General features: G+C 60.4%; 9 protein-coding genes and 1 pseudogene. 6 read left to right on the forward strand and 4 right to left on the reverse strand.

All coding sequences use genetic code 11. The features are described from left to right. The 4 genes and pseudogenes from KBY74_RS12790 to KBY74_RS12805 form a co-directional block, all read right to left on the reverse strand. A pseudogene (locus tag KBY74_RS12790) lies at positions 1-195 on the reverse strand (DoxX family protein); the annotation flags it as partial. 76 nt (positions 196-271) lie between these two features. Continuing rightward, entirely contained in the window at positions 272-901 is a 630-nt protein-coding gene (locus KBY74_RS12795; RefSeq protein WP_254943023.1) for a hypothetical protein, read from the reverse strand. 153 nt (positions 902-1,054) lie between these two features. Then, positions 1,055-1,282, reverse strand: a complete 228-nt coding sequence (locus tag KBY74_RS12800; RefSeq protein WP_254943024.1) for a hypothetical protein — start codon at positions 1,280-1,282, stop codon at positions 1,055-1,057. A gap of 22 nt (positions 1,283-1,304) precedes the next feature. Then, positions 1,305-2,351, reverse strand: coding sequence for an SDR family NAD(P)-dependent oxidoreductase (locus tag KBY74_RS12805; protein WP_315859072.1), 1,047 nt, complete (start codon positions 2,349-2,351; stop codon positions 1,305-1,307). A gap of 124 nt (positions 2,352-2,475) precedes the next feature. Between KBY74_RS12805 and KBY74_RS12810 the strand changes: the two genes are divergently transcribed. The 6 genes from KBY74_RS12810 to KBY74_RS12835 all read left to right on the forward strand — a co-directional run bounded on the left by KBY74_RS12810 (position 2,476) and on the right by KBY74_RS12835 (position 6,946). Next, on the forward strand, positions 2,476-3,153 hold the full coding sequence (locus KBY74_RS12810; RefSeq protein WP_254943031.1) for a peroxiredoxin-like family protein: 678 nt from the start codon (positions 2,476-2,478) through the stop codon (positions 3,151-3,153). A gap of 123 nt (positions 3,154-3,276) precedes the next feature. Further along, positions 3,277-3,420 carry a chlorophyll a/b-binding protein gene (locus tag KBY74_RS12815; protein WP_254943025.1) on the forward strand — a complete coding sequence of 48 codons (144 nt, stop codon included), beginning with the start codon at positions 3,277-3,279 and terminating at the stop codon, positions 3,418-3,420. A 174-nt stretch (positions 3,421-3,594) separates the two neighbouring features. Continuing rightward, entirely contained in the window at positions 3,595-3,831 is a 237-nt protein-coding gene (locus KBY74_RS12820) for a chlorophyll a/b-binding protein (RefSeq protein ID WP_254943026.1), read from the forward strand. Positions 3,832-4,023: 192 nt separating this feature from the next. Then, positions 4,024-4,704: a methyltransferase domain-containing protein gene (locus KBY74_RS12825; RefSeq protein ID WP_254943027.1), complete on the forward strand. Its 681-nt coding sequence runs from the start codon at positions 4,024-4,026 to the stop codon at positions 4,702-4,704. Continuing rightward, the gene (locus KBY74_RS12830) at positions 4,697-5,869 is read left to right on the forward strand and encodes an NAD(P)/FAD-dependent oxidoreductase (protein ID WP_254943028.1); all 1,173 of its coding nucleotides are present in this window, start codon (positions 4,697-4,699) and stop codon (positions 5,867-5,869) included. The genes KBY74_RS12825 and KBY74_RS12830 overlap by 8 nt, the downstream gene beginning before the upstream one ends. 6 nt (positions 5,870-5,875) lie before the next feature. Further along, on the forward strand, positions 5,876-6,946 hold the full coding sequence (locus KBY74_RS12835) for a type III polyketide synthase (RefSeq protein WP_254943029.1): 1,071 nt from the start codon (positions 5,876-5,878) through the stop codon (positions 6,944-6,946). Positions 6,947-7,133 lie beyond the last annotated feature (187 nt).

Raw genomic sequence — 7,133 nt, forward strand, 5'->3', positions numbered from 1 at the left:
CCCGCCTGGCTTCAACACATAGGCCGCTAGAGCGGAACGGATCCGTTGGGCTTGACCAGTCGTGATCAATAGCTGATTTGCAGGGCTCTGGGCTGCAGCCGGTTGATCAGCAGGGCGACTGAGGGCCACAAACCAAAGGGCCATACAGGCAGCCAAGAAGCCTCCAAACAGCTCAAGAAGCAAGGGCGTGGACATGGTGGATTGGTTGCTTCCCTAATCCTGGCAAGCTTGATGAAGAAACGTGAAGCACCCAGTCGCGTTTGCCTAGGCCCTATCCCAGGGCAATGAGGATCATGCGGGCACTGGAGCGGTAGGCCAGTGTTTCAACTCCAAGAGCTAAAGGCGCATCGGGATGGCCGGAACCTATGCCGTGAAGCAGGGCAAGGTTCTGGAGGCCGCTTTCTAAATGGCGCTGAAGGTGCCTTACGCGGGGGTCAGCCAGGTTTATCGCCACAGGCCGTTGAACCCAGCGCTCTGCCAGCTCGAGCGGCACGCGGTGGCGGCTGACCTCGCCAATAGTCGTGGCCAGCCGCTGGGGGTTGAGGTTGAAGAGCAAGCCGTTGAAGTGGCTGGTCTCAACAGAGCAGGATTGACCTGGCAGATAGATCGCCTGCTGGCCAGCCCGATCAAACCAGTCCTTGCCCTCAATGCGAAAACGGGTGCTGCCGAAGTAGGGGATTTCCAGAGTGCTGTCACTGTGCTCCGCGGTGCTGGCAACTAGGGGCACATAAGATGCTGCGCTGATTGCCATCCGACCTGCCAGCAAGCAGTGGGCACGATGGGCAAAAGGCTGACTGATTTGGCGGGCCTCAAAACAGGTGAGCTTCACCGTGAGGCCGATTTCCTCGGCTAAGGCATCACTGTCAAAGCGCAACTCACCAGGTTCACTGCCGAATGCCAATGTCTGCGTGCCCAACCATTCCATTTGCTGGTGAAGCGGCGCATCTGGGGCCGGAGCAGCGGCTGCCACGGAAATACACTTTTGTAATTTATCTATGTTGCAGGTTGAATGCGTTTCGCCAGACTTTCACTCGCTTCGTGTTTACTTCAAAAATCAAGGGGTTTGCTGATATATCTGCTCTAAACGCTCGCGGCTAAAATCGACGTAAAGCACCTCTTCGCCGAGCTGGGGAGCCTCTGGGTGAACCCTGCTGCGTTTACGAGGGGTTTGAAGGGAATCTCCCTCCTGGGAACTACGCAAGTTTTGGGACATCAGCGCGAAGGCGCCGCCAGCGATGGCCGCAAAGAAAACCAAATAAATGACAGCCAGCAAATCGTTCATCGGCATTCCGCTTTGCTGAATCTTAATATGAAGAAATATGAAACGTGGTTTTTCGATCTGTTGATGCGGCGCTGAGATCCCACAGCAGCCGGGCCAGTGGGTCGGAGCAGGCCTCCGCGCTGGGTTGGCTGGTCTCAAAACGCAGCCGACCCGGCCCCACAACTCGGTTGCTCAAGTATTGAAATCCACTGGCGTGCGGTTTTGAGCCATCGGCGAGGCCGGCCAGCAGGGCGCCAGCCCTCTGGGGAGTTTCGGTGAGCCGCAGCAGGTCGCGAGCAACAAAGGCGAACAGGGCCTGGCCCACGGGGTTGTGGCTGCGGCTGTAGCGGAAGAAGCCCCCCTTACTGCGCGGGATCACCAGCCCCGGGCTCCAGGCGAGCACCGGCAGATGCGTGCCCTGCTCCCTCAGCCGCCGCTCCACCTCCCTTGCCATCAACAGGTTGCAGAGCTTGCTGTCTTTGTAAGCCTTCTCGGCACTAAAGCTGTCGCTGCCATCAAGCATTAGCGCCCCAGGACCCTGACGCAGTCCGGCAAGATCCCCGAGGCCAGCCGGGAGGCCCACTTTCCCCCCGGCGCTGGTGGGGTCGTGCACCTCCGATGCGGTGACCACCAAGCGAGGTGCCTTGCTCCGGATCAACAGGGGCAAAAGTTGCTGCAGCAGGGCCTGGTGACCCAGGTGGTTGACGGCGATGGTGAGTTCAAACCCCTGGGCCGACCATCGGGGCTCGACCGTGCCGCTGTACTGCAAGCCGGCGTTGAGCACCAAGGTATCGATCGGCTCGCCCTTGGCCAGCAAGGCTTCAGCACAGCGCCCGATGCTGCTCAGATCAGCCAGATCGCAGCTAGGGGTATCGATCTTGTCGCTCAGGCGCTGGCGCAGAAGCGCGGCTGTGGTCCCATCCCGGCAGGGGATGGTGAGGTGGTGACCGGCCTGGAGCAGCAGGGTTGCCGCCTCAAAACCGATCCCGGAGCTGCCACCAGTGAGCAGGATGTTGCGTGACTCTCCAGCACTGCGCTCCTCAACGGCCATAGCCCCTATTCCCGGCAACACCCGATTCTGTTGATCCAAATGGCGGATCGCCAGGCAGCCGGCTTGGCGTCACGATGGCTATCTCAAGAGCGCAGCGATCCCCGTGTCCAGCACCGAGTTAGCCCCGGATTCCCTGGTTGAGCGGCTGGCGGGCGTTGCGGGGATGGGTCAGGGACGCCGTCGTTTGGTGCTTCTACTACCCCAGTTGGGGGATTTCGACAGCCTCGAATACGCCCAAGCCCTGGTTCCTGCCCTGCCGCAACTGGAGACTGCCGGGATCGCCGTGCTGGCAATCGGTATCGGCCAGGCTGCCGGAGCCGATCGCTTCTGCGAGTTCACAGGCTTTCCGCGCGAGCTACTGCAGGTTGATGCAGACCCGCGGCTGCACCGTGCCCTGGGCCTCTACGAGGGTCTGCGGCAGATCGGCGGCCCCTGGCCCAACCTGCTTTTGATGTGCGCTGGCATCGGCTCCCCCGGCACCTTGGCCGAGGTGCTGCGCGGCTACACGGGCGATCGAGCAGCTCCCCAGCGAATCGCCGACGAGGAGACCATCCAGGCCGGCCCCTTGCCACCTATTAAAGGTTCGTTCTTTGCCAGGGCTGGCGGGACCGTATTCCAGCGCCCCTTTGAACTAGCCACGGTTCGGCTGCGCAACATGAGCGAGGTGTTGGGCAACTGGCGCACCTACGTGCCCTGCGAAGACTTTCTTACCCAGCGCGGTGGCACCTTCCTGCTGGAAGACGACGACACCCTGCTCTACAGCTACAAGGATCGCGGCATTCTCGGCTTTTCGGCATCCATGGCAAGGCCGCTCAGCTTCCTGGATCCTTACCTCGCCTGATTATTAACTGCCTACAAAGACAAGGCCGAATCCAATGGAAGCCCACGGGTCCTCGCCGTCCGGCCCTAGCCGCCTGGCCCTAGCCACATTCCGTTACAGTTCCCGTAACAAACCGCAACACTCATGACTGACTCTGTTTCCCGCTTCGGATTCGTTGAGTTTGCTGAAACCTGGAATGGTCGCCTAGCCATGCTCGGTTTCGTAATCGGCCTCGGCACTGAGCTACTCACTGGCCAAGGCATCCTTTCCCAACTCGGCCTGGGTTGATCACCATGGAAACCGATTACACAGCTGCAATATTCACCGTGATTGCCCTTGTGGTGGTACTCGGTGGCATGACCACCTACGTGCTCAGTCGCCCCACTGACCTCACCCCGAGATCCTGATAGCTGTAACTCTCAGCATCGTTGAGCCTAATTCCTCCTTCTTCGTTGCAAAAAAATGACAAACACTCCGGCTGGCCGAGAATGGCTTAAGCATCGGGCCGAAGAATTGATTCTGTTGGAACAGCTCAAACGCGTAGAACTGTTCAACGGCCGAGCAGCAATGTTGGGTATCGCGATTGGCATCATCACAGAAGGGCTTACGGGCTCTGGCATCGCCCACCAAATCGGCCTCGGAGCCCTGATAGACGGTTACGCTGCCTGCCGCACACAGTTTCTTCCCTTCTGTTTCTGAGTCTGATAGCCGTGCCTTTGGGCTGCAGTGCTCTCAGTTGCGACCTCAATGTTGGGATCTTAGTGTTGGGACAAGATTGCATTGCAGCGGGGCAATTTGCAGCCAAAACTTGCTGATCTCCAAGCGGCCCTTGAGGTGCCCCTGCCCCAATTATGGAGTCAGCTTGGTCAGCGGCAGCTAAGGCCAGAGCTGATGGATCAGCCCGGACTTGATCCTCTGGATCATCAGCAAGCATTACTTGGTCTAGCTCGCATCAATGCGTTGACCCGCAGCACTGCTTGCTTCTTTCCTGATATCCGTCGATTAGCAAAACTGAATCCTGCGCGGCGGTTGCGCCTCCTAGATGTGGCCTGCGGTGGGGGCGACACGGTGCGTGCCATCAGTCGCATGGCCAAGCGGGAGGGGATTGATCTGGAGGTGCATGGCTGCGACATCAGCGCTGAAGCTGTTTCCCTGGCAAGGGCAGCAGCTGAGGCGGAGGGATTGGAGACTCATTTCTTCCAAACCGACGCAATCAATTCCCCTCTTCCTGGCGGTTATCACCTAATCACCACCTCGTTATTTCTGCATCACCTCACGGAAGCCGATGCAGAAAGCCTGCTGCGATCTATGGCCGCCGCCACCCTCAATCAGCTGTTGGTGCACGACCTAATCCGCAGCCCCATTGACCTGCTGCTCACCTGGATCGGCACCCGGCTGCTGAGTCGCTCAGCGATCGTGCACATAGATGGACCACTCTCGGTGGGTGGTGCCTTTCAACTCGACGAGGTGGCGCAGCTAGCCGCATCGGCTGGCCTGGTGGGTGCCCAGATCACCCGGTTCTGGCCCGAGCGTTTCCTGCTCGCCTGGAGTCGGAATGCAGCCAATGCCTGAACTCAGACCGTTGCATATTTCGCCTTGCTGGGATGTGGTGGTAGTGGGTGCTGGACCGGCCGGCGCCCTTGCAGCCCATGGTCTGGCCAGTCGTGGCGTACGCGTCTTGCTGGTGGAGCAGCGCCTCTTTCCACGCTGGAAAGTCTGTGGGGCCTGCCTCAGCCCCCAGGCGCTGGCAGCACTTAAAACAGCTGGACTTGGCAACCTAGTGGCGGCCCAGGGTGGTCTACCCCTTGAGCGGCTGCAGCTGGGGGTAGCTGGCCTGGTGAGCCCGCTCACGCTGGGAGCTGGCCGGGTCCTGTCCCGCTCTCGCCTTGATCAAGCTCTGCTGGAAGCAGCTGTTGCAGTTGGTGCCACGGTGATGACGGGCACCCGAGCCGTACTGGGCGCCGCCGCCACCGGCTTAGAACCAGACCGGGAGGTGGTGCTGCAAAAAGGCACTACAAGGTGGAGTGTCAGCGCCAAGGTGGTGTTGATCGCGGCGGGTCTCAGCCACCGCGCCATCGATAACGAGGCTGAGATCAGCACCAGCATCGAGCCCCATAGTCGTATTGGCGCAGGGTGCGTACTGCCAGGGGAAGCTGCCGAGCTGCCGCCCGGTGTGCTGCAAATGGCTGTGGGCCATGGCGGTTATGTGGGTCTGGTGCGGGTCGAGAGCGGGGAGATAAACCTGGCCTGTGCCTTCGATCGGCCCATGCTGGGCTCCGGTGGTGGTGCGGCCCTGCTTTGCCAAAAAATCCTGGCAGAAGCGGGCTTTGCGACTCTGCCTGGCCTTAAGGAATCAGCCTGGCAACTCACCGCAGCGCTCAGTCGTCACACAATTCCGCTTGCGGGTCACAGGCTGCTGCTGCTTGGTGATGCCGCCGGCTACGTGGAGCCCTTCACCGGTGAAGGCATGGGCTGGGCCCTGACCTCCTCACTAGCTGCCCTGCCTCTAGTGCTTCGCGGATTGGAGAACTGGGATGGCGCAATTGAGTCGGAGTGGCGGCGCCTGCACCGCCGCTGGGTGGCACAGAAGCAGAAATCATGCCGAGTGCTGGCAGTGGTTTTGCGGCACCCCAGGATCAGGTGGGGGCTGCACAGGCTGGCTGGGAGCTTCCCCTCGGTCGCCGGCTCCATGATTGGGCTTCTGCAGCGGCCCGCCCTGCCCTGCTCGACGGACTGATCAATCATGCCCCTGTCCTTGATTGGTCTTGGCACTGCGGTGCCCCAAAGGCGCATCAGCCAGCATGAAGCCCTGGCCCTTGCACCGCAGATGGGCAACGCCAGCCCTCGTCAACAACGCCTGCTGGAGAGGATCTACCAGCGCTCGGGGGTGATGCACCGCCACTGCATTCCCCTGCCTGACTCCGGCAACCCCTCAACGGCTGAACGGATGAGGCGCTACCAACCGGCAGCGCTTGAGCTCGCCCTAGAGGCTTCCCGTCTAGCGCTTAAGGATGCCGCTATCGAGGCCAGCGCGATCACCCACTTAATCACCGTTTCATGCACGGGCTTCGGCGCCCCTGGCTTCGACCTCGCCTTAATCGCCAACCTGCCACTAGCCATGGATGTGGCCCGAACTCATGTGGGTTTCATGGGTTGCCATGGGGCGTTCAACGGACTGCGGGTGGCACGGGCCTTTGTGGAGGCTGATCCCAGTGCCTGCGTGCTGCTCTGTGCAGTGGAGTTGTGCAGCTTGCACTTGCAGGAGGGCTGGAACCCGGACCACATCGTGGCCAATGCCCTATTCGCTGATGGTGCCGGTGCGGTGGTGGCGGTAGCTGCCGATGGCGCTGGTGTGGGCTCAACCAATAAAACAGGCTTACAGCTAGTCGCCTCATCCTCAACAGTGCTTCCCGGCACTGAAGACCTGATGGGCTGGATCATTGAAGATCATGGTTTTTCCATGGTTCTCTCATCCAAAGTCCCCAGTCGCATCGCCGCCCAGCTGCGCCCTTGGCTGGAGCAGTGGCTGGCGGGCCTGGGGCTGACATTGCCAGAAATAGAAACCTGGGCCGTTCATCCCGGCGGGCCCCGCATCCTTGGGGCGGTACAAGAGAGCGCCGGGTTGCAACCCGCCCAGATTGATCTCTCCACTGCGGTATTACGTCAATTCGGCAATATGTCGTCGGCAACTATTTTGTTTGTCCTGGATCGGCTGCGCACTTCACCAGACCAAAACGGCCCATGCCTGGCTTTGGGTTTCGGTCCCGGTCTCGCTGTGGAAGCGGCATTGCTCATGGTGCAAAAGGCCACCTGATTGCGGTTCTGACCACTGCTTTCCCATCCAGACTTCTTGTACAACTTGCCCAACCACCCAGCCAATAAAAAAGCCCCCTGTTGAGAGGGGGCTTCTGGGATTCCGTATTACCCAGCCGTAGCTGGGCTGTTGACTATCAACCGATTGCAGGTGCGGTCAGTGCCACGGGGGTGGCAGTAGCAGCAGC

This window comes from Cyanobium sp. A1C-AMD, assembly GCF_024346495.1.
Taxonomy (GTDB): domain Bacteria; phylum Cyanobacteriota; class Cyanobacteriia; order PCC-6307; family Cyanobiaceae; genus Cyanobium_A; species Cyanobium_A usitatum.

Coding starts and splice junctions, on each gene's coding strand:
- KBY74_RS12800 (WP_254943024.1), bottom strand. CDS start 1,282: ATGAACGATTTGCTGGCTGTCATTTATTTGGTTTTCTTTGCGGCCATC.
- KBY74_RS12825 (WP_254943027.1), top strand. CDS start 4,024: ATGGATCAGCCCGGACTTGATCCTCTGGATCATCAGCAAGCATTACTT.
- KBY74_RS12810 (WP_254943031.1), top strand. CDS start 2,476: ATGGGTCAGGGACGCCGTCGTTTGGTGCTTCTACTACCCCAGTTGGGG.
- KBY74_RS12815 (WP_254943025.1), top strand. CDS start 3,277: ATGACTGACTCTGTTTCCCGCTTCGGATTCGTTGAGTTTGCTGAAACC.
- KBY74_RS12835 (WP_254943029.1), top strand. CDS start 5,876: ATGCCCCTGTCCTTGATTGGTCTTGGCACTGCGGTGCCCCAAAGGCGC.
- KBY74_RS12830 (WP_254943028.1), top strand. CDS start 4,697: ATGCCTGAACTCAGACCGTTGCATATTTCGCCTTGCTGGGATGTGGTG.
- KBY74_RS12820 (WP_254943026.1), top strand. CDS start 3,595: ATGACAAACACTCCGGCTGGCCGAGAATGGCTTAAGCATCGGGCCGAA.